Here is a 26,415-nt window from a genome sequence, read left to right as displayed (position 1 = left end):
ATATCCATCGCAGCCGGTTTACAGCGGCTTGGTCGCGACGATGGCGTAATCGGGGGAAACCGAAAGCCAGTCGACGAAGCGATTGATCTGTTCCGCGCCCGGCACGTCCGCAGCGACGGGCCCGGTCTCGGGCACGAAGCGCCCGTCTTCGAGCAGATCCACGTGCACATCGGCGAAACCGCGATCGCCGGCCATCCACGCCAGCAACGGCGGCGGTAGCGGATTGCGGTGAGTCGGATCGAAATAGAAGTAGTAGGCGCTGGTGCGCAGGTTTTGCGGATTGGGCGTCTCCAGGATCAGCTTGCCGCCCGGGCGCAGCGCCCGCAGCGCTAGGTCCAGCAAGCGCACCAGCACTTCCACCGGCACATGTTCCACCAGATGAATGGATGTGATGACCGCCAGCGAGTCCGGCTCGCAAGCCTCCAGGGCGGTCAGCGCGTCGACCAGCGAAACCTCGCGACCGGCCTGGCGGTTCTCCTCTACAAACACCGGATTCAGGTCAATGCCACGCGCCTCGTAGCCATGGCCAGCGAGCAGGCCAAGCAGTTCACCACGACCGCAACCCAGATCAAGCACTTTGCGGCAACCGGTCGCAGCAGCGGCGTCGGCGATGTAGGGCAGATACACTTCGCCGCGGCGCCGGATCTCCTCCTGGCTGCCCCGAAAGGCCTGCTCCAATCGCACGTACATCGCGGACAGCTCGTCCTGGGTCGCCGCCCCGGCGGTGACGTTCTGCATGGGCGCGGCGTAGAGGCCGGGGTGCTGCGACAGGCGCTGCATCAGATCGTCGAGGATCGCCGACCGCCGGGATTCGAGACCAGCATCGATGTCCTCGATCCGGTTGGCGAGGTCCTGCATGCGGCGCATGACCTCACCCTCGGCCCTACCGACCGACTTGCGCAGCGTGTGTGCGGACGCCGAAATCTGCTGGCGCAACTCCGTGCGCAGGTCGTCGACCGCGGCAGCGGCGCGACGTTCGGTGCGGTCGCCACGCGCGGCCAGGCGTGCCTCGACCGAATCGATACGCTGCCGCAACTCGCCTACGCGCAACACCGACAGAACGAAGTCCAACACGCGCCCACCGCGCTTGCGGCGGATCCGCTGCAGGAAGTAACGCAGACGCAGGTCATGGATCACTACGCCGGCATTCAGCCCCTCCTGCGACTTGCGCAGTTCACCCAGAACTTCGATCTTGGACAGCTGCCCGACCTCCAGCGCGCGCAGGTAGACCTGCCGCCCGGAAGCATCGGGCAGACGCCTGAGTACCGCCTGGTAGGCGATCTCGATGAACTCCTCGCCGGAATAGGCCAGCAGCTCGGACAACGCGTAAGCGTCCTTGGGTTGGAACGGAACGGTCACGCGACGTGACACATCGCCTTCGACATCCCGCGCCAACATCGGCAACTGCAGTTCCTGCATCACTGTACGTGGATCGATCAACATCGACTCAGCCTTTCACCAAAGCAGCCGAGCAGGCATCAGTCCGCTGCATAGAAATCTCCGCCGGCAACCAGGCCACGCCGTCAAAGCGCGGCTTGCCGATGTTGGCGACCTTGAACACCAGCGCAAGGTCCCGCCACTCGTAGTTGTCGACCATGTGGGTCTCGGTGCTCGACAACGCCACGGAAACCGAATAGCTCCCCGCCCCCATGTTGGCATCGAACTCTGCGATGAAGCAGATGCGTTCGCCGGCGCTGGCGCGCTCGACGACCTGACGCGTATGATCGGTATTGGTGCCGAACACAGCCTGGCCGAGTCGGTCCTTGATCAGGTAACCGACCACCAGCCGGGCGATATCGCCGACGCAAACGATGTCGACGCGCAGGCGCACCCGCTGCCCGACCGCGACGAACTCCAGCGGGTCGCCCTTCTCGTCCAGCAGCATCACGTTCTCGACGGTGGCCTGGCCATTGCCCGAGACGGTAACCAGTTCGCCACGCTCGTTGACCATCTGCTGGATGTCGACATCATCCTCTTTCTGCGCAATTAGGGCGTTGTAGTAATCCATCACGCCTGCGGCGTCACCATCCATCAACAGCCGCCCCTTTTCGATCAGGATCGCGCGATCGCACAACGAGATCACCGCGGACGGGTCGTGGCTGACGATCAGCAAGGTGGTACCCGCCTCCTTGTACTCGCGGATCCGCTTAATGCACTTGTGGACGAAGTAGGTATCGCCCACCGACAGCGCCTCATCGACGATCAGTAGATCGGGGCGGAACGCCGTCGCCACGCTGAACGCAATGCGCATCTGCATACCGCTGGAATAGGTGCGCACGGGCTGATCGAAATACTCGCCGATCTCGGCAAAGTCCTCGATCCCCGCCATCGCCGCGTCGATCTGCCCCTGCGAATACCCCATCAGGCCCGCGGCATGGCGAACGTTCTCGCGACCGGTCAGGTCGCTGTTGAAGCCCATGCCCAGCTCAAGGATGGCCGCAACGCGGCCGATCCGCTCGACCGAACCGGCGGTCGGCATGGTGGTGCCGGTGATCAGCTTGAGCAGGGTCGACTTGCCGGCGCCGTTCTGGCCGACGATGCCGACGGTTTCGCCGGCGCGGATGCTGAAGTTCACATCGCGAAGCACCCAGTGTTCTTCTGCCGGCTCCAGCGGCACGCCGAACCACGACAGCGCGCGTAGCCATTCGCTGCTCCACTTCCGATAGGCCTTGCCCAGGCCAGTGACTTGCAAGGAACCATTCATAGCACGTCCACCATTTCCGGGCTCGCTCGACGAAACATGACCAACCCCGCGACGAGCATCAACAACGACGCGATCACCAGATAGGCCAGCTCATGGAAAAGCGGTGGCTTGTTGAAGACCAAAACGTTCTGGTAGCTGGTCACCAGGGGATAAAGCGGATTATAGGCGAACAGGCGCCGATAACTCTCGGGCAGAATGGTCAGCATGTACACCACCGGCGTCATCCAGAACAGCGCCTGCAGCACCACCGGGACTACCTGCGCAATGTCGCGCATGAAGGTATTGAGGATGCCCAGGATCATGCCCAGGGAAAGCGCGAAGATCAGGGTGATCAGGATCAGCACTGGCAGCCATATCACCTGCGTTCCCGGCATGTGCCCAAGCATGGCAAACACGCCAAAGATCGCCAACAGCAACAGCATGTTATTGACCAGCATGGTGCCGCCTGCGATCAACGGCAGGCAGATCCGCGGAAACGACATCTTCTTCAACAGATTACCGTTTTCCACGAACAGGTTGCAGCATTTGTTGATGGTTTCCGAAAACAGTGACCATGCCAGCGTGCCGGCCATCAGATACAGCGAATACGCATATTTGTTGTCCACGCCCGGCAGCTTGGCCGACAGCACTTCAGACAGAATCAAGGCGAAGATCAGCACCTGCGCAAGCGGATGGATGATCATCCACAGGCCGCCCAGCTTGCTGCGCACGAACCGCGAACGCAGTTCGGACTTTATCGAGGAAAAAATGAAGAACCGATAGGCCCAGATAGCCCTCAGCATGCCCAACATGGAGTTACCTCGTGATCGAAAGCGGCGTGATGAATCATTGGATGTGTTGAAAGGTCTGCAACGATCGCAACCTGGTGATCATCGCGGCAGCGGCGGCATTCGCGCTCATCAGGGTGGAGATCGTGTGTTGCGCGCGCTGCCCCTTGCGGCGTGCAAGCTCGGGCGACGCGACCAGGCGCGCCATCCAATCGGCGGCCACGTCGACGTCCGCGTCGGCCCACTGCCCGTCCTGGACGTGCGGATACTGGCCCTGCTCCACCGGAATCAACCGGAAAGGCACCAGGCAACTATTCTCATCGTCCATGAAATCCAGATTACCGGACCAGCCCGTCCCGATGACCGGCTTGCCGAGCGCCATGGTTTCGGCGAGCCCCAGGCCCAAACCCTCCGCACGATGCAGCGATACGTAGGCATCGACGCTGCGCTGCAGCGCGCAGACCTGAGCATCGCTCAGGATCTGATCGCGCAAGAGGATACGGGCGTCGCCCTGCGAGTGACGGCGAAGCTCCGCCAACAGCGCCGGGTGGCGGTGGCCGTTGCTGGTCTTGATCAGCAGTTGTACCCGCGCGGCCGGATCGGGAAACGCCCTCTTGAACGCCGCAATTACCGCAAACGGATTCTTGCGATGGATCGACGAGTTGAAATCGAAGCTGCACAGGAACACGAAGGCGTCGTCCTGCAGATCGAAGCACGACCGCGGCAATGTCAGGTCGAGCGCCTGGGGAATCGGGTGCGGGATGCGGACCACAGGCTTATCGGTCGCGCGACGAAACGCGCGTTCAACGAATGCCGTCGCGACCCAAATTTCATCGACCTGTGCGACCACCTGCATCCAGTCCGCGGGGATGCTGTCCAGTTCCCAGAACCAGAAACCGATGGTATAGGCCGCCACTGGCAGCGACGGCCGGACCTGCGCGAAATGATCCGGATTGACGAAAACCAGATTGATCGGATGCGATGCCGCGCCCCCCATGAACGACACGAGGCTGCGATCGTCGCAGGCATGTGGGATGGCGATGCCGGCATCGTTGAGGCTGAGCGGATAACCCGCCTGCAGCAAGGCGCGCGCATACTGCCGCGCGCTCTGCCCCAGCCCGAACTGGCCGTATAGGTAGCCATAGAGGTTCAGCCCCGGCCCCAGCGTCGCATCCGCTGCGGGAAACGCCGGCGGCCGCTCCGGCCCCGATGCCGCCTGCACTGTGTCCAGCACACCCGCGAAGCGCATCGGCGCCATCTGTCTGGACAGGCGCCACTCGCGCAGCCGGGCGCACGCTTTCGCGAGCGGAACCCGCAGGTCGCCGCCCACGGCACGCAACAGGCGTCTCACCATGTCGTGGTACACGCCGGACGCGTCGTGCCGCCCAGTGACCCGACATGCGTCACTGCAATGCCCTGCCCAGATCGGCCCGCAAATCCCCCACATCCTCCACCCCCACGCTCAACCGCACCAGCGCATCGCTGATGCCGAGCTGCTCGCGGCGTGCGACCGGCACCGAAGCATGGGTCATCACCGCAGGATGGTTGACCAGGCTCTCCACGCCGCCCAGCGATTCGGCCAGGGTGAACAGCTTGGTGCGCTCGCAGAAGCGCTTGGCCGCGTCGAAGCCGCCCTTGAGCACGATCGAGACGATGCCGCCGTAGCCGCTCATCTGCCGGCCGGCCAGGGCGTGCTGCGGGTGCGAGGGCAGGCCCGGGTAGATCACCTTCTCCACTGCCGGGTGCGTCTCCAGCCACTGCGCCAGCGCCAGGGCGTTGTCGCAGTGCGCGCGCATGCGCAGCGGCAGGGTCTTCAGCCCGCGCAGGGCCAGGAAGCTGTCGAACGGGCCCTGCACGCCGCCCACCGAGTTCTGCAGGAAGGCCAGTTGCTCGGCCAGTTCGGCGTTGTCGCCGACCACGGCCATGCCGCCGACCATGTCCGAGTGGCCGTTGAGGTACTTGGTCGCCGAATGCACCACGATGTCCGCGCCCAGCGCCAGCGGCCGCTGCAGCAGCGGCGAGGCGAAGGTGTTATCGACCACCACCAGCAGACCGTGCTTGCGCGCGATCGCGGCGATCGCGGCGATATCGACGATCTTCAGCATCGGATTGGTCGGGGTCTCGATCCACACCATCTTCGTGGTCGGGCGGATCGCCGCCTCGAACGCGGCCGGGTCGGTCAGGTCGACGAAACCGAACTCCAGCGCGGCGGTGCGCTTGCGCACGCGCTCGAACAGGCGGTAGCTGCCGCCGTACAGGTCGTCCATCGCAATGACGTGGCTGCCGCTGTCCAGCAGTTCGATCACCGTGGCCGTCGCCGCCATGCCCGAGGCGAAGGCGAAGCCGCGGCTGCCGCCTTCCAGGGCCGCCACGCAACGCTCGTAGGCGAAGCGGGTCGGGTTGTGGGTGCGCGAGTACTCGAAGCCCTGGTGCTCGCCGGGGCTGGACTGGGCGTAGGTGGAGGTCGCGTAGATCGGCGGCATCACCGCGCCGGTGGACGGGTCCGGGTGCTGTCCGCCATGGATGGCCAGGGTCGCCAGCGCCAGCGCGGGGCCGTCGCCATGGGGATTCGACGTGTTGTCCGTCATGTGGGGTTACCGGAAAAGGGGCGTGATTCTAGCAGTGCGGTCTGAACGGCCCCATGCAGCACGGGGCCGCGCCGGCCGCAGGGATTACTGCACCCGGCGGCGCAGATAGTTGAGCAGGTCGATCCGGGTGATCAGGCCGAGGAAGGCGCCCTCGTTCATCACGATGGCGACCTGGCCACGGTCGAACACCGGCAGCAGGGCCTCGATCGGCGATTTGACGTCCAGCCGGTCGAGCTTGCTGACCATGGCCGTGGCCACGGGGTCGCGGAACCGCGCTTCATCGCCGTATACATGCAACAAGACGTCGCTTTCGTCGACGATGCCGACCAGTTGGTCGCCTTCCATCACCGGCAGCTGCGACACGTCGTACAGCTTCATGCGCTGATAGGCGGTGGTCAGCAGGTCCTTGGGGCCGACCACCACCGTGTCGCGCTGGCTGTAGGGGCGCAGGATCAGGTCGCGCAGGTCGCCGTGCTGCGGGCGCTCCAGGAAGCCGTTGTCCAGCATCCAGTAGTCGTTGTACATCTTCGACAGATACTTGTTGCCGGTGTCGCAGACGAACACCAGTACGCGCTTGGGCTCGGTCTGTGCGCGGCAGTACTTCAGCGCCGCCGCCAGCAGGGTGCCGGTGGAGGAGCCGCCAAGGATGCCCTCCTTGGCCAGCAGTTCCCGCGCGGTGTGGAAGCTCTCGGCGTCACTGATCGAATAGGCCTTCTTGACCCGGGTGAAATCGGAGATCGCCGGCAGGAAATCCTCGCCGATGCCTTCCACCAGCCAGCTGCCGGACTTCTCGCTGACCGTGCCCTGCTCGATGTACTCGGTCAGGATCGAGCCGACCGGGTCGGCCAGGACCAGTTCGGTGTGCGGCGAGGCGGCGGCGAAGGCGCGCGACAGGCCGGTCATGGTGCCGGAGCTGCCGCAGCCGAACACGATCGCGTCCAGCCGGCCGTCCATCTGCCGCAGGATCTCCGGGCCGGTGCCGAACTCGTGCGCGGCCGGGTTGTCGGGGTTGCCGAACTGGTTGATGAAGTAGGCGCCCGGGGTCTCGGCGGCGATGCGCGCGGCCAGGTCCTGGTAGTACTCGTGGTGGCCCTTGGCCACGTCCGAGCGGGTCAGCACCACCTCGGCGCCCATCGCCTTGAGGTTGAAGATCTTTTCCCGGCTCATCTTGTCCGGCACCACCAGGATCAGCTTGTAGCCCTTCTGCTGGGCGACCAGGGCCAGGCCGATGCCGGTGTTGCCGGCGGTGCCCTCGACCAGCACCGCGCCGGGCTTGAGATCGCCGCGGCGCTCGGCCGCCTCGATCATCGACAGGCCGATCCGATCCTTGATCGAGCCGCCGGGATTGGCGCTCTCCAGCTTCAGGTACAGCTCGCACACCCCGGTGTCGAGCTTGCTGGCCTTGACGATGGGGGTGTCGCCGATCAGGTCGAGTACGGAGGAGTGAATGGCCATCGGGTCCGAATGCGTCGCGCCGCGGCAGCGGCTGGACCGGGCATTATCCGCGCTCGGGGAGGGAAAGTCAGAGAATGCGCGCGGCAGAGACGAAAAAAGCCGCGGTCGCGGCTTTCGGAGGGGATGACGCGGACGGTGGCAAGCCGACGAGGAGGCCAGCCACCGCCCGCGACAAGAGGGAATAGTACGGTCAGTGCGGCTTCTGCTCGTAAAGGCGCAGCAGCTTTTCCTTGGCGGCGAGCTTTTCGCGCTTCATCTGCGCCAGGGTGACATCGTCGATCGGCAGCACGCCGAGCTCGGCGTCCATGCACTTCTTGTCCAAGGTCTTGTGGCGCTGGTAGAGCTGCTTGAACTCCGGATCGGACTTGATCAACGCGTCGATTTCGGTCTGCGGTTGCCCTTCGAACATAGGAATAGCCTCCTTCAGCTAGAAACAAGAACGCCCCGGCCGCTGCGGCACGGGGCGTTGCCTGGGAGCGGAAGCGCGCGAGCCGCCGGCTGCACCGCCACAACGCCTGGAACCGCGGTTCCTGCGGCGTCGGACTGCGGTACGTGCCACTGCGTCATCGGCTCGAACTCCTCCGTTGGCACCAGGCGGCGGGAGTGCCGCCTGGACTACCGACCCTACGCCTCCCCACCGCCGCGGACAAGAGAAGCAGGCCCGCTTTGTCGCATTCAGTTGCTCGGCGCTCAGGCCCAGGGAAAAACCCCGTTAAACGCCGCCGCGCAGGGGCACGACACGGCTCAGGGCGCGATCACCACTTCGGCCGAACGGGCCTTGGTCGAGGGCCCCTTCTTGCCGACCGCCTGCACCCGGTTGGCGGCGACGCCGCCGCCGACCAGGGCCGCGCGCAGGGCATCGGCGCGCTTCTGCGCCACCCCGGCGTCGGTGTCGTAGGCCTCGACCCGCACCTTGCCCTTGCTGATCTGCAGGTACTGCGACAGGGCCTTGGCCTGATTCGCGGCATCGCCCGACAGCGCCGCCTTGCCGGCGCCGAAGGCCGCGCCGGAGAAGGTGAAGACCTCCCCACGGCCCTCGAAGCGCGAGGCCGGCAGCTTGGTGCCGGCGACCAGTTCGGCCTCCTCGCGCGCCAGCTTGGCCGACTTCTGCTGGGCGGCGCTGAGCTTGGCGGTCTGCTGACCGGCGACGCTGGCCAGCGCCGCATCCGCATCTGCCCGTGCGGCCTGCTCGGCCTCGGCCGCCTGACGCAGGCTCTCGGCCTCCTCGGCCTGGATCTGCGCCTGCACGCGCAGTCGCTCGGCCTCCTGCCGGGCCCGCGCGGCCTCGCGGCGGCTGGCCTCGATCAGCAGGTCGCTGCGGGTCTTCTCCAACTGGTCGACCTGACGACGGGCGATCTCGGCACGGGCCATGGTTTCGGCGATCTCGACCCGGCGCTCGGCCAGGTAGCGCGCTTCGTCGCGCTCCTTGCGCTTGGCGTTGGCGAAGTTGGCCACCGCCTGCTGCGCCTGCAGGCGCTCGTAGGCGGCGACATCGGCGTTGAGCGGATCGGCCTGCAGCGCCACCAGGCGCTGGTTGAGCACGGCCAGTTCCGGGTCGTCGGCGGCCATCGCGCCCAGCGGCGCGAGCAGCAGGACCAGTAGGGCCAGGCGGCGCATTCCGTGCAGGGCGCGGCTCATGGACGGCCCTCCCCGGTACCCAGGGTCTGTTGCAGCTGGGCCACCTCGGCCTGACGCTGCTTCAACTGTGCATTGGCCACCGCCTCCTCGCTGCGCGCGCGGGCCAGGTCGGCATCGGCGGCCACGCGCAGGGCCAGCTGCGGCGCGGTCTTGCGCTGGCGGCGGTCGAGCGCGGCCTGTTGCGCCTGCTCCAGGCCCTGGCGGGCACTGGCGAGCAGGTCCGGCGCGTACTGGTCGGCATCGGCCTGGACCGCACGCTGCACCGCCTGCTGCGCGGACAGCAGCTCCGGCGAAGCCACCTGGGCGAACGCGGCCGGCGCGGCGAACAACGCCAATGCGCAGGCCATCACATACTGCTGACAACGGAAGTGTGCGAAGCTAGTTTTCATCTAGGGGGGCCGTGGACGGAGACGTCGGTCACGGCCATTGTCGGAAGCCTGTGGCGCGCTTGCAACGGGCGATTGCGGATCGTTGGGGAACCATTGCGCATGGATATCGGCTATTTCCTGAAGCTGATGACCGAAAAGAACGCCTCGGACATGTTCCTGACCACAGGAGCACCGGTCTATATCAAGATCGAAGGCAAGCTGTACCCGCTCGGCGCCACCGGCCTGCCGCCGGGCATGGTCAAGAAGATCGCCTACTCGTTGATGGACGAGGGCCAGGTGCCGCAGTTCGAGCGGGAGCTGGAATTGAACATGGCCATCGCCCTGCAGGACGCCGGGCGCTTCCGCGTCAACGTGTTCAAGCAGCGCGGCGAGGTTGGCATGGTGATCCGCGCGATCCGCAGCAAGATCCCCAGCATCGAGGAACTGCACCTGCCGCAGGTGCTCAAGGACGTGATCATGACCCCGCGCGGACTGGTCCTGGTGGTCGGCTCCACCGGCTCGGGCAAGTCCACCTCGCTGGCGTCGATGATCGACTACCGCAACAGCACCACCACCGGGCACATCCTCACCATCGAGGACCCGATCGAGTACCTGCACAAGCACAAGATGTCCATCGTCAACCAGCGCGAGGTCGGCCTGGACACCCACGCCTTCCACAACGCACTGAAGAACGCGATGCGCGAGGCGCCGGACGTGATCCTGATCGGCGAGATCCTGGACGCGGAGACCATGGAGGCGGCCATCGCCTTCGCCGAGACCGGACATCTGTGCCTGGCCACCCTGCACTCCAACAACGCCGACCAGACCATCGAGCGCATCCTCAACTTCTTCCCCGAGAGCGCGCACAAGAACGTGCTGATGAACCTGTCGTTGAACCTGCGCGCGGTGATCTCGCAGCGCCTGGTCAAGGACAGCAGCGGCCGCCGCCGGCCGGCCTCGGAAGTGCTGCTGAACACGCCGATGATCCGCGACCTGCTGCGCCGTGGCCAGGTCCACGAGATCAAGCAGGCGATGGAGGAGTCGCTGGAGGAAGGCATGGAGACCTTCGACCAGTGCCTGTTCCGCATGGTCAAGCAGGGCCAGATCAATCAGGAGGAAGCGCTGCGCGCGGCCGACTCGCGCGACGGCCTGGCCCTGAAGTTCCGCCTGTCCGAAGGCGGCAGCGGCGAGCACGATCCCTACGCCGACTACGACAGCGGCCCCAGCGCCGCGCCGCGGATCACCCACGGCTTCGTCTGAGGCGTCGCCGTGTTGTCGTAGGCACGGCTTCAGCCGCGACCGGAGGTTCGCAGACGCCTGGTCGCATTGGTCCCGCAGCGACGGCGGGAACGGCGGACCGGAGGCCCAGCGGCGGTCGCCGCGGGTCGCCCTTGCGCGGACAAACGCCACTTCCACGCAACTGCGCGTCGGGACTGAAGTCCCTCCCACAGTGCGCCCAGCGAGTGCGCCGCAAGCGCGTGTGGAAGCGACTTCCGTTGCGACGCGTGAAGGCCGAAGTGTCCGAAAAACTGCCGTCGGGACTGAAGTCCCTCCCACAGTGCGCCCAGCGAGTGCGCCGCAAGCGCGTGTGGAAGCGACTTCCGTTGCGACACGTGAAGCCGAAGTGTCGGGAAAACTGCACCTCCCACATCCTCATGCTCACCGGTGCGGCAGGGGCTGGTGGCCGACTGGCAGCAGCGGATGCCCGGTCGCGGCTGAAGCCGCTCCTGCGACGATAGTTCCAGCTTACTGCGCGTCGGGCTGGCGTTCCGGGCGCGCCGCGTCGAATGCCGGCAGCGCCAGGCAGGCGCGCTCGATCCGCTCCAGGGTCGGGTAGGCCTGCAGATCCACGCCGAAGCGGCGCGCGTTGTAGAGCTGCGGCACCAGGCAGCAGTCGGCCAGGCCCGGCTGCTCGCCGTGGCAGAAGCGTCCGGTGTCGGGCGACTCGGCCAGCAACTGCTCCAGCGCATCGAAGCCGGTCTGCATCCAGTGCCGCATCCACTCTTCGCGCTCGGGTTGCGGCACGTTCCAGGCGCTCTCGAAGAACTGCGTCACGCGCAGGTTGTTGAGCGGGTGGATGTCGCAGGCGATCAGTTGCGCCAGGCCGCGCACGCGGGCGCGATCGATCGGCGCGTCCGGCAGCAGCGGCGGCTCCGGCCAGCGCTCGTCCAGGTACTCCAGGATCGCCAGCGATTGGCGGATCGGCTGGCCCTCGTGGCACAGGGTCGGCACCAGTTCCTGCGGGTTCAACCGCGCATATTCCGGCGAGTGCTGCTGTCCGCCGTCGCGCACCAGGTGCACCGGCAGCGACTGGTAGGCCAGACGCTTGAGCTCCAGCCCGATGCGCACCCGGTACGCGGCGCTGGAGCGCCAGTAGGTGTAGAGCTGCAGTGCCTCGTCCATGCCCGCCTCCGTCTGCGCAATCGACAACGATACCGGTGGACACCCGGGCTGCGGCGCCGCCGGTCGCCCCGGCACCGCCGCCGGCCGGGTCAGGGCAGCGGCGCCTGCTCGATGCGCTGCTCGATCGCGCCGAAGATGCTCACTCCGTCACGGTCCAGCATCTCGATCCGCACCACGTCGCCGAAGGACATGTACGGCGTGCTCGGCTTCCCGTCGCGCAAGGTTTCCACGGTGCGCTGTTCGGCGAAGCAGGAGGCACCGCGCGTGGTGTCCTGGTTGGCGATGGTGCCCGAGCCGACCACCGCGCCGGCCGCCAGCGGCCGGGTCTTGGCCGCGTGCGCGACCAGCTGCGCGAAATCGAACTGCATGTCCTCGCCCGCCTCGGGCGCGCCGAACCAGGCGCCGTTGATGTGGGTCAGCAGCGGCAGGTGCACCTTGTTGCCCTGCCAGGCCTCGCCCAGTTCGTCGGGAGTGACGAACACCGGCGACAGCGCCGAACGCGGCTTGGACTGCACGAAGCCGAAGCCCTTGGCCAGTTCCGGCGGAATCAGGTTGCGCAGCGACACGTCGTTGACCAGGCCGATCAGCTGGATATGCGCGGCGGCCTGCGCCGGGCTGACCGCCATCGGCACGTCGTCGGTGACCACCACGATCTCGGCTTCCAGGTCGATGCCGTAGTCCTCGCTGACCACCTTGACCGCATCGCGCGGGCCGTAGAAGCCGGCGCTGACCGCCTGGTACATCAGCGGGTCGGTGTAGAAGCTCTCCGGCACCTCGGCGCCGCGCGCGCGGCGCACGCGCTCGACGTGCGGCAGGTAGGCGCTGCCGTCGAGGAACTCGTAGGCGCGCGGCAGCGGTGCCGCCAGCGCGGCCATGTCCAGGTCGAACTGGCCGTCGGCGCTGCCGTCGTTGAGCGACTCGGACAGCGCGTTCAGGCGCGGGGCGAGGTTGCTCCAGTCCTCCAGCGCGCGCTGCAGGGTCGGCGCGATGCCGGTGGCGCGCACGGCGCGGGTCAGATCGCGGGACACGACGATCAGGGTGCCGTCGCGACCGCCTTCCTTCAGAGAACCTAGCTTCATGTCCGTCCAGTGCTGGGGGCTGAGCCGGCGATTGTACGGCCAGACGCCGGCTTGGTTTCAACTGAAACGGACCCGGATTTTGTGCGGCGCGCCAATTCAGGTACACTGCGCCGGTCTGCATGCGGCCGTCCGTTTCCCTCAGGGACCGCCGGCGAGGCCAGGATCGCAACGATCCGACTCGCCCGCCCCGCCCGACGCCTTTCGTGGTGCCGACGAACCCCAGCCTCGCGCTGCGGGTTGATCCACCCTCTCGCAGCGCGGTTCACGGGAACGCTCCGAGCCTCACCTTCTTGCGCCTGCGCGCCGGGTCCGTCCCGGCGTCGGCGCGTTATCCGGAGCATTCTCATGTCGTTCGAATCCCTGGGCCTTGCGCCCTTCCTGCTGCGCGCGTTGGCCGAGCAGGGCTACGAAACCCCCACCCCGATCCAGGCGCAGGCCATTCCCGTCGCCCTGGAAGGCCATGACCTGATGGCCGGCGCGCAGACCGGCACCGGCAAGACCGCCGCGTTCGGCCTGCCGCTGCTGCAGCACCTGGGCACTTCGCCGCAGTCGGTGGGCCCCGGCCCGCGCAAGCCGCGCGCGCTGATCCTGACCCCGACCCGCGAACTGGCCACCCAGGTCCACGACAGCCTGCGCGGCTACAGCAAGTACCTGCGCATCCCCAGCACCACCATCTACGGCGGCGTGGGCATGGGCAACCAGCTCGACGCGCTGCGCCGCGGCGTGGACCTGCTGATCGCCTGCCCGGGCCGCCTGCTCGACCACCTCGAGCGCCGCAGCGTGGACCTGTCGGGCATCGAGATCCTGGTGCTGGACGAAGCCGACCGCATGCTCGACATGGGCTTCCTGCCGTCGATCAAGCGCATCCTCGCCAAGCTGCCCAAGCAGAACCGGCAGACCCTGCTGTTCTCGGCCACCTTCGAGGAAGGCATCAAGCAGCTGGCCCGCGAGTTCATGCACGACCCGCAGGAAATCCAGGCCACCCCGAGCAACACCGTGGCCGACACCATCACCCACCGCGTGCATCCGGTGGACGGTGCGCGCAAGCGCGAACTGCTGCTGCACCTGCTGGCCGCCGACTCGCGCAAGCAGACCCTGGTGTTCGCCCGCACCAAGCACGGTGCCGACAAGCTGACCATGTTCCTGGACAAGTCCGGGCTGAAGACAGCGGCGATCCACGGCAACAAGAGCCAGGGCCAGCGCCTGCGCGCATTGAGCGACTTCAAGGCCGGCCGCATCACCGTGCTGGTGGCGACCGACATCGCCGCGCGCGGCATCGACATCGACCAGCTGCCCAAGGTCATCAACTACGACCTGCCGATGGTCGCCGAGGACTATGTGCACCGCATCGGCCGCACCGGCCGCAACGGTTCGACCGGTGAAGCAATTTCGCTGGTGGCGCAGGACGAGGCCAAGCTGCTGCGCGCGATCGCACGCCTGCTCAAGCGCGAGATGGACATCCGCGACGTGCCGGGCTTCGAGCCGGTCACGCCGATCCGCTGGGGCAACAACAACCCGCCGGACGAGCGTCCGGGCGGCCAGCGTCCGCCGCGTCGCGGCAGCCACGCCCGTCGCGGCCATGGCGATGCGCCGGCGCACGCGCATGCGCACGCCGGCAGCAAGAAGCCCGGCGGCAGCCACGCCGACGGCGCCCGCCGCCAGGGCCAGGGCCGCCGCCACGGCAACGGCGGCGGCAACCGCCCCGCCGCGCCGCGCTGATCCGTCCGCGGCCACGCGCTGCGCACGCACTCGGGCCGCCCTTCGGGGCGGCCTTTTTTGTCCGCTCCACCCGGCATCGCGCATGTCGCGACACCCTGCCGCACGACGGCGCCGTCGTCGTCGCGCGGCGCCGGCAGCCCGCCATGCCGCTCCACCCCTGACCGTACAATGCTCCCCATGGATATCTTCAAAGTCTTCACCCTCGAAGCCGCGCATCGCCTGCCCAACGTACCGCCCGGCCACAAGTGCGCGCGCCTGCACGGGCATTCGTTCCGCATCGAGCTGCACGTCAGCGGCGAACCTGGCGCCGAGAGCGGCTGGGTCATGGATTTCGGCGACATCAAGGCGGCGTTCCGCCCGCTCTACGACCAGCTCGACCACCACTACCTCAACGACATCGAGGGCCTGGACAATCCCACCAGCGAGCGTCTGGCGGTGTGGATCTGGGACCGGCTCAAGCCGGTGTTGCCGCTGCTGAGCGAAGTGGTGGTGCACGAAACCTGCACCTCCGGCTGTCGCTATCGCGGGCCGGGTTGAAGAAGGCCAGGAATGGGGAATGGGGATTCGGGAATCGTAAGAGCGGCACCGCGCCGGCTGAGGGTTTGCGTGCAGCCCGCCTTGCGTCGTTGCGCGCATCTGGCGCTTTCCAGGCCCGCAGAGGCGTCCGGCAAGGGCTGGCGGAATTGCGCCAAGTAATTGATCAGAAAAGCAGTTTGAACGAATCCTGAGCGGCTTCAGAAAATTTTGTTGCATCGCAGCAGAATGAGCGTATGTTGCACTGCAACAGCAGTCGGCATTCCAACGGAGTTGCATGATGTCCGCTCAATTCAACGATCAGTTCAGCAGCTACACCCAGCAGTTCGCCGCCGCCGCGGCGCGTGCCAACCGCCTGGCGCTGGAGAGCGCCGAGAGCGTGTTCGGCGTGCAGTTGAAGACCTTCGAGAAGAACGTGTCGGCCACCACCGGCTTCCTCGGCGAACTGACCGAGGCGCGCGATCTGGGCACCGTGCAGGCGCTGTGGCCGAAGGGCCTGCAGATCGCCCGCGACAACTTCGAGCGGCTGGCCACGGCCAACCAGGAAGTGTTCGGCCTGGGCCTGAAGGCCTCCGAAGCCATCGGCCAGCTCGCCAAGCACCAGTTCGAAGCGGCGACCGAACAGGCCGCGCCGAAGGCCAAGCCCGCCGCCAAGTAACACTAGTTTTCGACGTCGCTGCGGTTCGCTGCCCGACGCACGCTCGGTCTGCATGGGTCCCTCCCCCCGTGCAACCCAAGGCCCGGTAGATCCCTCCCTCTACCGGGCCTTTTTTATGGGCGGGATTCGGGAGTGGGGATTGGGGATTGGTTGATCGCGTGCGTCTTGGCGTTCCTGCCTTTCCTGATGAGAGAGGCTTCAGCTCCGGTGCTTTGCTAGGAGCCGGTAGATCGCCTCTTCGACCGGGCTTCTCCATGCGCTTGCTTCGGGAGTGAAACCCGGCATTCGGGATCAGCCCATCTTGCGGATCCTGGACGTCCTGATCTTGTGGGAGGGGCTTCAGCCCCGACGCGGCATCGGTCAGGCGTCGGGACTGAAGTCCCTCCCACAAAAGCCGGCAGCGCAGTGCCACCGGCAGTTGCTCAGCCGGGCGACATGCCCGCCCACGGCTGCAGTTCCGCCGCCAACTGCTCGGCCTGCGGTTGCGGCCGGTACGGCAGGCGCCCCCAGCACGGCATCGGCAGGCGCGCGCGCAGCATCGCCATGTTGTCGTCGATGCGCTCCATCGCCGGGTCGATCTCGTTGCCGATCCAGCCGATGCACTGCAGGCCGTCGGCGGCGATCGCCGCGGCGCTGAGCCGCGCGTGGTTGAGGCAGCCCAGGCGCAGGCCGACCACCAGCACCACCGGCAGCCGCAGCGCGCGCGCCAGATCGGCTTGATCCAGCGTCGCCGACAGCGGCGCCGCCCAGCCGCCGACGCCTTCCACCACCACCACGTCGGCCTGCGCGCGCAGGCGGTCGAACGCGGCCGCGATCGGCGCCAGCTCCAGCTGCACGCCGGCATCGGCGGCGGCCAGTTCCGGCGCCAACGGCAGCGGCAGCGCGTACGGATTGAGATCGTCATAGGCCGGCCGCGGCGCGCTCGCCTCCTGCAGCGCCAGCGCGTCCTCGTTGCGCCAGCCGTCGGCCTCGCGCGCGCAGCCGCTGGCCACCGGCTTCATGCCCACCGCGCGCTGGCCGCGCGCGCGCAGGGCGTGCAGCAGCGCGGTGCTGGCGATGGTCTTGCCGATGCCGGTATCGGTGCCGGTGACGTAGAAGGCGGGAACAGCCATGCGAAACCCTGTCGGTTGGCCGGCGGGACGCGCGGCGGCGCGCAGGATAGCCGGGTGCGTCGCGCGCGTCAGCCGCCGCGGTGCCGGCGGACGCAGTGCGCTGCTAGACTCGCGCGATGTTCGCCTCGTCCTCGCTCACCGGCAGCAAGCCGGAACAGTACGCCCAGTTGCTCGACCAGGCCCGTGCCCTGGTCGCCGGGGAGCCCGACCGCATCGCCAATGCCGCCAACCTGGCCGCGCTGGTGTACCACGCGCTGCCGCGGCTGAACTGGGTCGGTTTCTACTTCTACGACGGCAAGGAACTGGTGGTCGGCCCGTTCCAGGGCCTGCCCGCGTGCGTGCGCATTCCGCTGCACAAGGGCGTGTGCGGCGCGGCCGCCAGCAGCGGCCAGACCCAGCGCATCGACGACGTGGAGGCGTTCCCCGGGCACATCGCCTGCGATGCGGCCTCGCGGTCGGAACTGGTGGTGCCGCTGCTGCGCGACAGTGCGCTGGTCGGCGTGTTCGACCTGGACAGCCCCGACCTCGCCCGCTTCGACGCCGACGACCAGCGCGGCCTGGAAGCGATCGCCCAGGTCTTCGTCGACAGCCTGCGATGAGTACCACCAAGCTGCGCAACATCGGCCCCAAGAGCGCGGCCTGGCTGCGCCAGGTCGGCGTGCGCACGCAGCAGGACCTGGAGGCGGCCGGCGCGGTCGGCGCCTTCGTCAAGGTCAAGCGCGCCGGCTTCAAGCCCAGCCTCAACCTGCTGTATTCGCTGGAAGGCGCGCTCAGCGGCTGCCACTGGCAGGAACTGTCCGAGGCACGCCGCGCGCAGTTGCTGGGCGAACTGGAGATCGCAACGGCGGCGCTGCCGGCGCAGCGCGGCCTGCCGGTCGCTGGGCCGGTGGCGACCACCCACTTCGACCGCGACGACACGCGCGACGACGCTGCCGACGGCGCCTACGCGCAGGACACGCACGACACGCCGATGGGCGACCGGCACGGCGACGACGACGGCCACGGCACTCACGCCGACTGAGCCGCGCAGCCAGCGGCGATCGCGTACAATCGCGCCGCTTCAAGGTGACCCACCGGCTCGGGCCAGCGGGTTGAAACGGGAAGCCGGTGCGTCTTGCGACAAGGCCGGCGCTGCCCCCGCAACGGTAAGCGATCCGCGCTGACGACCTGCGCCACTGTGCCCTGGGCATGGGAAGGCGTCGCAGCCGGGAGGTCCGCCTCCCTGATCGCCAGCCCGGAGACCGGCCTTGCAGTTCACTGGTTGCGATGCGGAGGGCGTCGCGGCGTGCCGCGCCGTGTCCGGCGCCGTCCGCTTGCACCTTCCGTTCGCGACTCCCTTGCCGTCACAGCGCGCAGCCGCGCGCCGGAGTTGCCACCCATGTCGTCCCGCCTGCTTTCGGTCGCGATCGCGTCCGCCCTGTCCCTGCCCGCGCTGGCCCACGCCGCCGATGCCGCCACCGACCTCGACCAGGTCCTGGTCACCGCCACCCGCACCCAGATTTCCGTGGAGGACAGCGTGGTGCCGGCGCAGGTCATCGACCGCGCCGAGATCGAGCGCAGCCAGGCCACGTCGCTGGCGCAACTGCTGCAGGGCCGCGCCGGCATCGGCGTCTCCAACCAGGGCGGCCTGGGCAAGCTGACCACGCTGAACCTGCGCGGCAGCGAATCGGACCACGTGCTGGTGCTGGTGGACGGCGTGCGCATCGGCTCGGCCAGCGCCGGCCTGGCCGCGTTCCAGGACCTGCCGCTGAGCCAGATCGAGCGCATCGAGATCGTGCGCGGCCCGCGCTCGAGCCTGTACGGCTCTGACGCGATCGGCGGCGTCATCCAGATCTTCACCCGCCGCGGCGGCCAGGGCTTCCAGCAGAACCTGAGCCTGGGCGGCGGCAGCCATGGCCTGCGCGAGGCCGGCGCCGGCTTCAGCAACCGCGGCGAGCGCGGCTGGCTGGCCGTGCAGGGCGGCTACCAGAAGACCGACGGCATCAATGCCTGCAACGGCTCGGCCACGCTGTTCGCCGGCTGCTTCGTCGACCAGCCCGACCGCGACGGCTACCGCAACGTCTCGCTGAGCGCGCGCGGCGGCTACGCGCTGACCGACACGCTGCGCATCGAAGGCCAGGCGCTGAACATCGACAGCCGCAACGAGTACGACGGCGACGCGCTGTTCGCCGGCAACGAGGCCGACAACACCCAGCAGGTGTTCAGCGGCAAGCTCGACTGGACGCCCTCCGATCGCCTGCACATGGCCGCGCAGCTGGGCCGCAACGTCGACGACGCCGACAGCTACTACCGTGCGCCGGGCGCACGCACCCGCAGCTTCGTCAGCACCTTCGACAGCCGCCGCGACACCGCCGCGCTGCAGGGCGACATCACCCTGGCCGAAGGCCATCTGCTCAGCGTCGGCAGCGACTGGCAGCGCGAGCACGTCGCCAGCAGCACCGCCTTCGACATCGACAGCCGCGACAACACCGGCGTGTTCGCCGAGTACCAGGGCCGCTTCGGCGCGCAGCAGGTGCAGGCCAGCGTGCGCAGCGACGACAACGAACAGTTCGGCGAGCACACCACCGGCAGCCTCGGCTGGGGCCTGGCGCTGGACCATGGCCTCAAGCTCACCGCCAGTGTCGGCACCGGCTTCAAGGCGCCGACCTTCAACGACCTGTACTACCCGTTCGCCGGCAACCCGGAACTGAAGCCGGAGCGCTCCAAGAGCGGCAACCTCGGCATTGCGCAGTATGCCGACAGCTGGAACTGGACCTTCAACGCCTACGAGACCCGGGTGAAGGACCTGATCTCCTACGACGCGGTCAGCTTCCTGCCGGTCAACGTGGACGAGGCGCGCATCCGCGGCGCCGAACTGACCGGCTATGCGTTGCTGGCCGGCTGGGAACTGTCGGCGCAGCTGAGCCACACCGACCCGCGCAACCGCAGCGACGGCGGCAACCGCGACAACTGGCTGGCGCGCCGCGCGCAGAACACCGCGCGTCTGGACGTGGACCGCGGCATCGGCCCGGTCAAGCTCGGCGTCAGCGTGTTCGGCAGCGGCCACCGCTTCGACGACGCGGCCAACCGCGTGCGCCTGGCGGGCTACGGCACCGTCGACCTGCGCGCGGAGTACGCGTTCACCCCGGACTGGACGCTGCAGGCCAAGGCCAGCAACGTGTTCGACCGCGACTACCAGACGGTGAACTGGTACAACCAGCCGGGTCGCGAATACGCGCTGACCCTGCGCTACGCGCCGGCAGCGCGCTGACGCCATGAGTCGCGCTGTGCCGGAAGGCATGGCGCGACGCGACAGCTCAGACATCACACCCGTCTTTTTCGTAGGAGCTGCTTCAGCCGCGATGGACTTTCCCGGGAAAGCCCATCGCGGCTGAAGCCGTTCCTACGAAAGGCGGCATGTGCGAACACACCGGATGTAGATGCGCGCATTCTCAAAGCAGACATGCGCGACGCATCGCGCACGTGGTCGCTCGCGATCAGGCCGCTGGCTGCCGAACGCAAACGGCCTCCCTCGTGCTCATGCATCGCGGCACAAACCTGACAGTTCAGCGACCGCTGCGCGCCCGGACCCTCACCCCAACCCCTCTCCCGGAGGGAGAGGGGCTTACTGCGTCATCGGCTGAAGCCGCTCCTGCAAGCGCATCCCGGTCTTTGCGCTACACCGCAGTGTTTGGATCGCCGTCGTATCAGCGCAGCTGCAGCAGCTCGCGCAAATCATCCATCAGCAACACCACGTCGGCCGTGGCCAGATCCAGATCGCGCGGATAGCCGTAACGCACCAGCGCCACCGGCATGCCGGCGGCGTGGCCGGCCTGCAGGTCGGTCCCCGAATCGCCGACCATCAGGCAGCGCGCCGGCGGCTGCGCGAACTGCTGCGCCAGGTGCAGCAGCGGCGCCGGGCTGGGCTTGCGCTCGGGCAGGCTGTCGCCGCCCAGCACCGCAGAGAACAGATCGGCCACGCCCAGATGGCGCAACAGCGGCGGCACCATCGCCGATGGCTTGTTGGTGCATAGCGCCAGCGTCACGCCATCCGCATGCAACTGCGTCAGCGCCTCGGCCGCACCCGGATACAGCCGCGGACTGCGCAATAGGCATTCGGCGTAGTGACGCATGAAGGTCGGCATCACCGTCTCGAGTGGCGTGGCGTCGCCGGCATGCCACCAGGCGCTCTCGACCAGTTTGCGCACGCCCTCGCCGATCCAGCCGAGCACGGTCGCCTCCGGCACGTGCGGCAGGCCGAAGTCGGCCAGGGTACGGTTCAGCGCCTCGGCGATGTCGGCGCCGCTGTCGACCAGGGTACCGTCCAGGTCGAACACCACCAATGCATAAGGAAATGTCATGTCGTGCCAACACAGGGGGACAAGTGCGCATTGTAGGTGGCGCAATGTCGGACGCGGTTGCGACGCGCGCGCGACGCGTGCTCTGCCTTCGCTGGCACGCGATTGCGACCACGCCACGCCCGCTACGGCAGCGCCGTGACGGCGACCGAGCGCGCGAACCGCGCTCACGCGATCCATCCCGGCCCGAGTCAACCGCTCGATCCCTGCGCTCGCGCGCACGACACCCGAGAACATCACCGGTTGGCGATCCCCACCCATGTTTCAATCCACGCATCCGTGAGGACGCGACCAGGTCGATCCGCGTGCCGGAGGATGAAGTCGCTGTTTCAACCCGAGCAGCATGCCCCTGTGGGAGGGACTTCAGTCCCGACGCGGGAGCGACGGCCAGGTTCTCGGCCTGCACCCACATCCCATGGTTGTTTCAACACACGCACGCGAGAGTGTGCGACCGCTGACGCTGTGCTTGCTGACCGACTCGATGTGCTTTCAATCCACGCCCCCGCAAGGGCGCGACACAGACCCGCCGTCGCCGCACCGTAACCCCAGGTGTTTCAATCCACGCACCGCTCAGGGCGCGGCGATAAAGGGTACGACAGTCTCCCGTGGCACACGTTCCCATGCAATCAGCCGGGAAGGCAGTCTCCCAGGCGACGCCACCGCCTCAACCGAACAAGCGCCCCTGCGCCTGCCCCGGCTCGCGCTCGTGGAAGCCGGACAGGCCGACGCCGACCAGGCGGTAGCGGGTGGATGCCGGCAGGTCCACCCGCTCGCGCAGCGCCAGGGCGATGTCGATCAAGGCCTGCAGCGAGTCCGGCGGCTGCTCCGGGGTGAAGCTGCGGGTGAGGATGCGGAACTGCGCGGTCTTCAGCTTCAGCACCACGGTGCGCGCGATGCGCTCGGTGCGGCGGGTGGCGTTCCAGGTCTTCTCGGCCAGTTGCCGGATCGCCGGCTCCAGCGCCTCCAGCGCCAGGTCTTCGGCGAAGGTGTCCTCGGAGGAGATCGACTGCACCGGCTGGTCCGATTCCACCGGGCGTTCGTCGATGCCGCGCGCGCGCTGGTACAGACGCAGGCCGAAGCTGCCGAAGCGCGCTTCCAGTTCCGCCTCGCTGCGCGCGCGCAGATCGCCGACGGTGGCGATGCCCAGTTCCGCCAGCTTGGCCTCCATCACCTTGCCCACGCCGGGCACCTTGTTCACCGGCAATGGCGTCAGGAACGCTTCCACGCGATGCGGTCGGATCACGAACTGGCCGTCGGGCTTGCGCCAGTCCGAGGCGATCTTGGCCAGGAACTTGTTCGGCGCGATCCCGGCCGAGGCGGTCAGTTCGGTTTCGGCGCGGATCTGCGCGCGGATGGTCTGGGCGATCTCGGTGGCGGTGCGCAATTCGCCCTTGGGCTCGGTGACGTCCAGATAGGCTTCGTCCAGCGAGAGAGGCTCGATCAGGTCGGTGTGGCGCTGGAATATCTCGCGCACCTGCCGCGACACCGCCTTGTAGCGGGCGAAATCCGGCGGCACGAAGATCGCGTCCGGGCACAGCCGCTCGGCACGCAGCGCCGGCATCGCCGAGCGCACGCCGAACACGCGCGCCTCGTAGGAGGCGGCGCACACCACCGAGCGCATGCCGCGCCAGGCCACCACCACCGGCTTGCCGCGCAGCGCAGGATCGTCACGCTGCTCCACGGACGCGTAGAACGCGTCCATGTCGACGTGAATGATCTTGCGCATCGACCCCATACCCTACGCCTGCGAACGGTGTGCGCATGATAAGCCCCGCGCTGCGCACGGACTGAGAATGCGCGCCTTGATCCGGCGCAGTGCGCGCGCCACCGCCGCTGCCGACACTACGCGTGCGTACGGATAAAACGTTTGATTGAACGCGCGAAGCTCATGCACTCTTGCGCGCCTCGACTGTCTCGCCTGGGAATGTTCCGCTCATGAGTCGTCTGTCCTCCTATTCGCGCGAGCAATTGCTCGCCAGCGCACGCGGCGAGTTGTTCGGCGCCGACGCCGCGCGCCTGCCCAACGATCCGATGCTGATGTTCGACCGCATCGTCGCCATCGACGAGACCGGCGGCGCGCACGGCAAGGGCGTGATCCGCGCCGAACTGGATATCCGCCCGGACCTGTGGTTCTTCGGATGCCATTTCATCGGCGATCCGGTGATGCCCGGCTGCCTGGGCCTGGATGCGATGTGGCAGTTGACCGGCTTCTTCCTGACCTGGCTGGGCGCGCCCGGCCGCGGCCGCGCGCTGGGCGTGGGCGAAGTGAAGTTCACCGGGCAGGTGCTGCCCACCGCCAAGCAGGTGGTGTACGAGATCGACATCAGCCGGGTGATCAACCGCAAGCTGGCGATGGCGGTGGCCGACGGCCGCATGTCGGTGGACGGGCGCGAGATCTATACCGCCAAGGACCTGCGCGTGGGCCTGTTCACTTCGACGGAGGCATTCTGATGCGGCGCGTGGCAATTACCGGAATGGGCATCACGTCGTGCCTGGGCAACGACCTGGACAGCGTGTCGCGCGCCTTGCGCGAAGGCCGCGCCGGCATCCGCCATAACCCGCAGGCGGTCGAGGCCGGCCTGCGCAGCCAGATCGGCGGCGATGTGCAACTGGACCTGGACGCGGCGATCGACCGCAAGCTCAAGCGCTTCATGGGCGACGCCTCGGCCTACGCCTACCTGGCGCTGCGCGATGCGCTGGCCGATGCCGGCCTGGACGAGGCGGCGATCAGCGACCCGCGGATCGGCCTGATCGCCGGCTCCGGCGGCGGCTCCAGCCATTGGCAGGTGGAAGCGGCGGATCTGCTGCGCAACCGCGGCGTGCGCAAGGTCGGCCCGTACATGGTGCCGCGCACGATGTGTTCGGCGGTGTCGGCGAGCCTGGCCACCGCGTTCAAGATCAAGGGCGTGAGCTACTCGTTGTCGGCCGCGTGCGCGACCTCGGCGCACTGCATCGGCGCGGCGGCGGACCTGATCCGCCACGGCCAGCAGGACGTGATGTTCGCCGGCGGCGGCGAAGAGCTGGACTGGACCATGAGCCTGATGTTCGACGCCATGGGCGCGCTGTCCACCGGCTTCAACGACACGCCGGCGGTGGCCTCGCGGCCCTACGACGCCGCGCGCGACGGCTTCGTCATCGCCGGCGGCGGCGGCATGCTGGTGCTGGAGGACTACGACCATGCGATGGCGCGCGGCGCGCGCATCCACGCCGAACTGGTCGGCTACGGCGTGACCTCCGATGGCGCCGACATGGTGGCCCCGTCCGGCGAAGGCGCGGTGCGCTGCATGCGCATGGCGCTGCAGGGCGTGGACGCGCCGATCGACTATCTCAACACCCATGGCACCTCGACGCCGCTGGGCGATGTCACCGAGCTGGATGCGGTGCACGCGGTGTTCGGCGATGCGGTGCCGCCGCTGTCCTCGACTAAGGCGCTGTCCGGGCATTCGCTGGGCGCGGCGAGCGTGCACGAGGCGATCTACTGCCTGCTGATGCTGCGCGACGGCTTCATCGCCGGCTCGGCCAATATCGACACGCTGGATCCGCGCGCCGAGGGCTTCCCGATCGTGCGCGAGAGCCGCGACGCGGACTTGCGCACGGTGATGTCCAACAGCTTCGGCTTCGGCGGCACCAACGCCGCGCTGGTGTTCGCCAAGGCCTGACCGTATCCAGGCCGCACGGCGCCTTTGAGGGCGCCGTGGCGCGGCTCAGAGTTCCAGTTGCTTCACGTCGTGTCGCCCGGCGGCCTCGTCCTTGTGCGGTTCCGGCTTGGCCGGTGGCGCTGAGGGCGGAGGCGGCGGAGGCGGAGGTGGCGAACTCGGCTTCGGCGGATGCCGCTCGACCCACTGGATCGTCGCGGGCGTGGGCGGCCACGAAGGCGATGCCGACGGTGCGGGAGCAGACGGCGGCACCGGTTGCAGTCCCATAGATTCGCGCTGGCGGCGGTCGCTGTCCTGGCGTTGCAACTCCTTCGCCAGTTCCTTGTTGTAGCGGGGATTGAGCGCGTCCGGTGGCGGGATCTGATGCATCCGCTCGCCCGGCGGCGTCCATGCCGGCGTGGCGCTCACGGCCTCGGACGCGGACGCCTGCGGTGGAGGGGGCGCCCGCCATTGCGGCGCCAACTGCCGCTGCAGCGGTGCCGGGATCTGCGCTGGACCAGCGGCAGTCGCCGCGCTTTCCAGCGGGCGGTAACGCGCGCGTTCGCGTGCCCACGGCTGGCCGCGATAGTGCGTGTCCCAGTAGCGGTCCAGCGCGAAGCCGACCGTGGGCACACCGAGCGAGGCACCGGGCGCGACGCCCTGCCCGTGTTCGTGAAAGTCGATTGCACCAGCCGGCAGCCAGCCGCGTTTCTCGCGCCAGCTGACATCGCACCAGGCCCAATCCCGTGTGCAGCCATGCACCTGCAACGCGTCGTCGGTGGCCGGCGTAGCCACGCGCGGATACTCCGGCGCCGGGCCGGCGCGCAGACTGGCGCCGATGCGCACCGTGCCGCTGCCGTCCTGCGCCAATGCCGGCGCGGCCATGCCCAACAGCAACGGCGTCCACCACCCTGCTCGCTTCATGCGGTCCTCCTTGTGCAGTGCGGCGGTGTCCTGCGCCGCGGTCGCGGCGGCGAAGATCGACGTGCCGCTGTGCTGTGTTCTAGCACAGAGGAGCTGGGATTCGGGATTCGGGATTCGGGATTCGGGATGACCAGCCTGCGGCTGTTGAAAGCCGGGAATCGGGAATCGGGAATCGGGACGGCAGCGTAGTCCGCGGAGCACAATCGCTGCAAAGCGATCCAGTGCGCCGATAAAAAACAGCTGCTTTTGTGGGAGGGGCTTCAGCCCCGACGGGCTTTCCCGGGAAAGCCCGTCGGGGCTGAAGCCCCTCCTTGTATCTGGACCTGTCGCCCCTAAACCGGCGTCATGTCTTCCGACTGAGCATCGCAGGAGGTGCGGGGTGTCCAGTCGCTACTAAAGCTTCGAGCTTGCATTGTAGATCGGCGCCGCCCTCCACATGATGGCCCTTGTGGGTCCGCACGGACAACAGTGTCCGACCGATGTCGTGAACTCGT

General features: G+C 67.8%; 24 protein-coding genes and 1 riboswitch. Of the genes, 9 read left to right on the top strand and 15 right to left on the bottom strand.

Annotated features, from left to right (window positions below; translation table 11 throughout):
- Positions 1 to 18: 18 nt before the first annotated feature.
- The 9 genes from CEK68_RS06785 to CEK68_RS06745 form a co-directional block, all read right to left on the bottom strand.
- Positions 19 to 1,443: a methyltransferase domain-containing protein gene (locus CEK68_RS06785; RefSeq protein ID WP_081616340.1), complete on the bottom strand. Its 1,425-nt coding sequence runs from the start codon at positions 1,441 to 1,443 to the stop codon at positions 19 to 21.
- 4 nt (positions 1,444 to 1,447) lie between these two features.
- A complete protein-coding gene (locus CEK68_RS06780; protein WP_017911190.1) occupies positions 1,448 to 2,704 on the bottom strand; it encodes an ABC transporter ATP-binding protein in 1,257 nt (418 codons plus the stop codon).
- On the bottom strand, positions 2,701 to 3,495 hold the full coding sequence (locus CEK68_RS06775; RefSeq protein WP_017911189.1) for an ABC transporter permease: 795 nt from the start codon (positions 3,493 to 3,495) through the stop codon (positions 2,701 to 2,703). The genes CEK68_RS06780 and CEK68_RS06775 overlap by 4 nt, the downstream gene beginning before the upstream one ends.
- A gap of 34 nt (positions 3,496 to 3,529) precedes the next feature.
- Positions 3,530 to 4,837: a glycosyltransferase gene (locus tag CEK68_RS06770; RefSeq protein ID WP_017911188.1), complete on the bottom strand. Its 1,308-nt coding sequence runs from the start codon at positions 4,835 to 4,837 to the stop codon at positions 3,530 to 3,532.
- 37 nt (positions 4,838 to 4,874) lie between these two features.
- Positions 4,875 to 6,059, bottom strand: a complete 1,185-nt coding sequence (locus tag CEK68_RS06765; protein ID WP_017911187.1) for a cystathionine gamma-synthase — start codon at positions 6,057 to 6,059, stop codon at positions 4,875 to 4,877.
- A gap of 84 nt (positions 6,060 to 6,143) precedes the next feature.
- Positions 6,144 to 7,514, bottom strand: a complete 1,371-nt coding sequence (locus CEK68_RS06760) for a pyridoxal-phosphate dependent enzyme (RefSeq protein ID WP_017911186.1) — start codon at positions 7,512 to 7,514, stop codon at positions 6,144 to 6,146.
- 190 nt (positions 7,515 to 7,704) lie between these two features.
- Complete coding sequence (locus tag CEK68_RS06755; RefSeq protein ID WP_010340228.1) at positions 7,705 to 7,923, bottom strand: YdcH family protein; 219 nt, start codon at positions 7,921 to 7,923, stop codon at positions 7,705 to 7,707.
- A gap of 335 nt (positions 7,924 to 8,258) precedes the next feature.
- Positions 8,259 to 9,131 (bottom strand): hypothetical protein, encoded by an 873-nt coding sequence (locus CEK68_RS06750; RefSeq protein WP_152238965.1) that lies wholly within the window; start codon positions 9,129 to 9,131, stop codon positions 8,259 to 8,261.
- A gap of 17 nt (positions 9,132 to 9,148) precedes the next feature.
- The gene (locus CEK68_RS06745; protein ID WP_026144112.1) at positions 9,149 to 9,541 is read right to left on the bottom strand and encodes a DUF4398 domain-containing protein; all 393 of its coding nucleotides are present in this window, start codon (positions 9,539 to 9,541) and stop codon (positions 9,149 to 9,151) included.
- Positions 9,542 to 9,640: 99 nt separating this feature from the next.
- Between CEK68_RS06745 and CEK68_RS06740 the strand changes: the two genes are divergently transcribed.
- Positions 9,641 to 10,780 (top strand): PilT/PilU family type 4a pilus ATPase, encoded by a 1,140-nt coding sequence (locus CEK68_RS06740; protein WP_017911184.1) that lies wholly within the window; start codon positions 9,641 to 9,643, stop codon positions 10,778 to 10,780.
- 486 nt (positions 10,781 to 11,266) lie between these two features.
- Here CEK68_RS06740 and maiA read toward each other — a convergent pair whose 3' ends face one another.
- Positions 11,267 to 11,923: a maleylacetoacetate isomerase gene (gene maiA, locus CEK68_RS06735; protein ID WP_017912437.1), complete on the bottom strand. Its 657-nt coding sequence runs from the start codon at positions 11,921 to 11,923 to the stop codon at positions 11,267 to 11,269.
- 89 nt (positions 11,924 to 12,012) lie between these two features.
- Positions 12,013 to 13,002: a fumarylacetoacetate hydrolase family protein gene (locus CEK68_RS06730; protein ID WP_017908490.1), complete on the bottom strand. Its 990-nt coding sequence runs from the start codon at positions 13,000 to 13,002 to the stop codon at positions 12,013 to 12,015.
- A 345-nt stretch (positions 13,003 to 13,347) separates the two neighbouring features.
- On the opposite strand from CEK68_RS06730, the gene CEK68_RS06720 reads away from it, so the two are divergent.
- The 3 genes from CEK68_RS06720 to CEK68_RS06710 all read left to right on the top strand — a co-directional run bounded on the left by CEK68_RS06720 (position 13,348) and on the right by CEK68_RS06710 (position 15,913).
- Positions 13,348 to 14,721 carry a DEAD/DEAH box helicase gene (locus tag CEK68_RS06720; RefSeq protein ID WP_152238945.1) on the top strand — a complete coding sequence of 458 codons (1,374 nt, stop codon included), beginning with the start codon at positions 13,348 to 13,350 and terminating at the stop codon, positions 14,719 to 14,721.
- Between the two features lie 177 nt (positions 14,722 to 14,898).
- A complete protein-coding gene (gene queD / locus CEK68_RS06715) occupies positions 14,899 to 15,258 on the top strand; it encodes a 6-carboxytetrahydropterin synthase QueD (protein WP_017912556.1) in 360 nt (119 codons plus the stop codon).
- 277 nt (positions 15,259 to 15,535) lie between these two features.
- Positions 15,536 to 15,913, top strand: a complete 378-nt coding sequence (locus CEK68_RS06710; protein ID WP_026143664.1) for a phasin family protein — start codon at positions 15,536 to 15,538, stop codon at positions 15,911 to 15,913.
- Between the two features lie 422 nt (positions 15,914 to 16,335).
- Here CEK68_RS06710 and bioD read toward each other — a convergent pair whose 3' ends face one another.
- Positions 16,336 to 17,025, bottom strand: a complete 690-nt coding sequence (bioD, locus tag CEK68_RS06705; protein ID WP_152238944.1) for a dethiobiotin synthase — start codon at positions 17,023 to 17,025, stop codon at positions 16,336 to 16,338.
- 116 nt (positions 17,026 to 17,141) lie between these two features.
- On the opposite strand from bioD, the gene CEK68_RS06700 reads away from it, so the two are divergent.
- The 3 genes from CEK68_RS06700 (at position 17,142) to btuB (ending at position 20,275) form a co-directional block, all read left to right on the top strand.
- Positions 17,142 to 17,624, top strand: a complete 483-nt coding sequence (locus tag CEK68_RS06700) for a GAF domain-containing protein (protein WP_017912553.1) — start codon at positions 17,142 to 17,144, stop codon at positions 17,622 to 17,624.
- Positions 17,621 to 18,046 carry a TfoX/Sxy family protein gene (locus CEK68_RS06695; RefSeq protein WP_152238943.1) on the top strand — a complete coding sequence of 142 codons (426 nt, stop codon included), beginning with the start codon at positions 17,621 to 17,623 and terminating at the stop codon, positions 18,044 to 18,046. The genes CEK68_RS06700 and CEK68_RS06695 overlap by 4 nt, the downstream gene beginning before the upstream one ends.
- 25 nt (positions 18,047 to 18,071) lie before the next feature.
- Positions 18,072 to 18,290, top strand: a riboswitch (cobalamin riboswitch).
- A 113-nt stretch (positions 18,291 to 18,403) separates the two neighbouring features.
- Positions 18,404 to 20,275 carry a TonB-dependent vitamin B12 receptor gene (gene btuB / locus CEK68_RS06690; RefSeq protein ID WP_152238942.1) on the top strand — a complete coding sequence of 624 codons (1,872 nt, stop codon included), beginning with the start codon at positions 18,404 to 18,406 and terminating at the stop codon, positions 20,273 to 20,275.
- A 436-nt stretch (positions 20,276 to 20,711) separates the two neighbouring features.
- Here the strand turns inward: btuB and gph are convergent, their stop codons facing one another.
- Positions 20,712 to 21,365, bottom strand: a complete 654-nt coding sequence (gene gph / locus CEK68_RS06685; protein WP_152238941.1) for a phosphoglycolate phosphatase — start codon at positions 21,363 to 21,365, stop codon at positions 20,712 to 20,714.
- A 661-nt stretch (positions 21,366 to 22,026) separates the two neighbouring features.
- A complete protein-coding gene (gene dinB / locus CEK68_RS06680) occupies positions 22,027 to 23,097 on the bottom strand; it encodes a DNA polymerase IV (RefSeq protein WP_017908913.1) in 1,071 nt (356 codons plus the stop codon).
- Between the two features lie 200 nt (positions 23,098 to 23,297).
- Between dinB and fabA the strand changes: the two genes are divergently transcribed.
- Both fabA and fabB read left to right on the top strand, forming a co-directional pair.
- A complete protein-coding gene (gene fabA / locus CEK68_RS06675) occupies positions 23,298 to 23,813 on the top strand; it encodes a 3-hydroxyacyl-[acyl-carrier-protein] dehydratase FabA (protein WP_017908912.1) in 516 nt (171 codons plus the stop codon).
- A complete protein-coding gene (fabB, locus tag CEK68_RS06670; protein ID WP_152238940.1) occupies positions 23,813 to 25,021 on the top strand; it encodes a beta-ketoacyl-ACP synthase I in 1,209 nt (402 codons plus the stop codon). Before fabA ends, fabB begins: the two co-directional genes overlap by 1 nt.
- Before the next feature lie 45 nt (positions 25,022 to 25,066).
- On the opposite strand, the gene CEK68_RS06665 is transcribed toward fabB, so the two are convergent.
- Positions 25,067 to 25,921: a hypothetical protein gene (locus CEK68_RS06665; RefSeq protein WP_226977795.1), complete on the bottom strand. Its 855-nt coding sequence runs from the start codon at positions 25,919 to 25,921 to the stop codon at positions 25,067 to 25,069.
- Positions 25,922 to 26,415 lie beyond the last annotated feature (494 nt).

The sequence above is a fragment of the Xanthomonas sp. LMG 12461 genome (assembly GCF_009192935.1).
GTDB classification, from domain to species: Bacteria; Pseudomonadota; Gammaproteobacteria; order Xanthomonadales; family Xanthomonadaceae; genus Xanthomonas_A; species Xanthomonas_A sontii.
The sequence above is the reverse complement of the archived record's forward strand: the minus strand, read 5'-3'. Positions and strand labels throughout refer to the sequence as shown.

Bases quoted from the DNA above. Each gene is read 5' to 3' on its own strand.
- CEK68_RS06785 (WP_081616340.1), bottom strand. From the start codon at position 1,443: ATGTTGATCGATCCACGTACAGTGATGCAGGAACTGCAGTTGCCGATG.
- maiA (WP_017912437.1), bottom strand. From the start codon at position 11,923: ATGGACGAGGCACTGCAGCTCTACACCTACTGGCGCTCCAGCGCCGCG.
- CEK68_RS06780 (WP_017911190.1), bottom strand. From the start codon at position 2,704: ATGAATGGTTCCTTGCAAGTCACTGGCCTGGGCAAGGCCTATCGGAAG.
- CEK68_RS06700 (WP_017912553.1), top strand. From the start codon at position 17,142: ATGTTCGCCTCGTCCTCGCTCACCGGCAGCAAGCCGGAACAGTACGCC.
- CEK68_RS06710 (WP_026143664.1), top strand. From the start codon at position 15,536: ATGTCCGCTCAATTCAACGATCAGTTCAGCAGCTACACCCAGCAGTTC.
- dinB (WP_017908913.1), bottom strand. From the start codon at position 23,097: ATGGGGTCGATGCGCAAGATCATTCACGTCGACATGGACGCGTTCTAC.
- fabB (WP_152238940.1), top strand. From the start codon at position 23,813: ATGCGGCGCGTGGCAATTACCGGAATGGGCATCACGTCGTGCCTGGGC.
- CEK68_RS06775 (WP_017911189.1), bottom strand. From the start codon at position 3,495: ATGTTGGGCATGCTGAGGGCTATCTGGGCCTATCGGTTCTTCATTTTT.
- CEK68_RS06740 (WP_017911184.1), top strand. From the start codon at position 9,641: ATGGATATCGGCTATTTCCTGAAGCTGATGACCGAAAAGAACGCCTCG.
- CEK68_RS06745 (WP_026144112.1), bottom strand. From the start codon at position 9,541: ATGAAAACTAGCTTCGCACACTTCCGTTGTCAGCAGTATGTGATGGCC.
- CEK68_RS06755 (WP_010340228.1), bottom strand. From the start codon at position 7,923: ATGTTCGAAGGGCAACCGCAGACCGAAATCGACGCGTTGATCAAGTCC.
- fabA (WP_017908912.1), top strand. From the start codon at position 23,298: ATGAGTCGTCTGTCCTCCTATTCGCGCGAGCAATTGCTCGCCAGCGCA.
- CEK68_RS06665 (WP_226977795.1), bottom strand. From the start codon at position 25,921: ATGAAGCGAGCAGGGTGGTGGACGCCGTTGCTGTTGGGCATGGCCGCG.
- CEK68_RS06720 (WP_152238945.1), top strand. From the start codon at position 13,348: ATGTCGTTCGAATCCCTGGGCCTTGCGCCCTTCCTGCTGCGCGCGTTG.
- queD (WP_017912556.1), top strand. From the start codon at position 14,899: ATGGATATCTTCAAAGTCTTCACCCTCGAAGCCGCGCATCGCCTGCCC.
- CEK68_RS06730 (WP_017908490.1), bottom strand. From the start codon at position 13,002: ATGAAGCTAGGTTCTCTGAAGGAAGGCGGTCGCGACGGCACCCTGATC.
- bioD (WP_152238944.1), bottom strand. From the start codon at position 17,025: ATGGCTGTTCCCGCCTTCTACGTCACCGGCACCGATACCGGCATCGGC.
- CEK68_RS06695 (WP_152238943.1), top strand. From the start codon at position 17,621: ATGAGTACCACCAAGCTGCGCAACATCGGCCCCAAGAGCGCGGCCTGG.
- CEK68_RS06765 (WP_017911187.1), bottom strand. From the start codon at position 6,059: ATGACGGACAACACGTCGAATCCCCATGGCGACGGCCCCGCGCTGGCG.
- CEK68_RS06750 (WP_152238965.1), bottom strand. From the start codon at position 9,131: ATGCGCCGCCTGGCCCTACTGGTCCTGCTGCTCGCGCCGCTGGGCGCG.
- CEK68_RS06760 (WP_017911186.1), bottom strand. From the start codon at position 7,514: ATGGCCATTCACTCCTCCGTACTCGACCTGATCGGCGACACCCCCATC.
- gph (WP_152238941.1), bottom strand. From the start codon at position 21,365: ATGACATTTCCTTATGCATTGGTGGTGTTCGACCTGGACGGTACCCTG.
- btuB (WP_152238942.1), top strand. From the start codon at position 18,404: ATGTCGTCCCGCCTGCTTTCGGTCGCGATCGCGTCCGCCCTGTCCCTG.